The organism is Vibrio sp. 1641, from assembly GCF_033339995.1.
In the GTDB taxonomy this organism is placed as follows: domain Bacteria; phylum Pseudomonadota; class Gammaproteobacteria; order Enterobacterales; family Vibrionaceae; genus Vibrio; species Vibrio alginolyticus.
Map to the genome: position 1 here is coordinate 1 of NZ_JAWOVP010000425.1, position 552 is coordinate 552.

Consider the following 552-nt stretch of genomic DNA (forward strand, 5'->3'; position numbering starts at 1 on the left):
TCGACGGCGTTCTGCGCGAAGTCTTGACGCCAAGTCGTAAGCTTGCGCCGTTATTGGTGTCTCGTGTGAAAGTTATGGCGAAGCTCGATATTGCTGAAAAGCGTGTGCCTCAAGATGGTCGTATCTCACTACGTATTGGTGGCCGAGCGGTCGACGTGCGTGTTTCTACCATGCCATCCTCTCACGGTGAACGAGTGGTAATGCGTCTGTTAGATAAAAACGCAACGCGCCTTGACCTGCATAGTTTGGGCATGACTCCTTCGGTACACGACAACTTCCGTCACCTTATTGGTCGCCCACACGGTATCATTTTGGTGACCGGCCCTACGGGTTCTGGTAAATCGACCACTTTGTACGCCGGCTTGCAAGAAATCAATAGCAACGAGCGCAACATTCTGACGGTGGAAGACCCAATCGAATTTGATATCGATGGCATTGGCCAGACCCAAGTTAACCCGAAAGTCGACATGACATTTGCGCGTGGTCTACGTGCGATCTTACGTCAGGACCCGGATGTGGTGATGGTTGGTGAGATCCGTGACTTAGAAACCG

At 51.8% G+C, this 552-nt stretch carries 1 protein-coding gene; it reads left to right on the forward strand.

The features are described from left to right. Nucleotides 1-552: GspE/PulE family protein (locus tag R7Z47_RS26350; protein WP_318130965.1), on the forward strand; the 552-nt coding region annotated here is incomplete at both ends.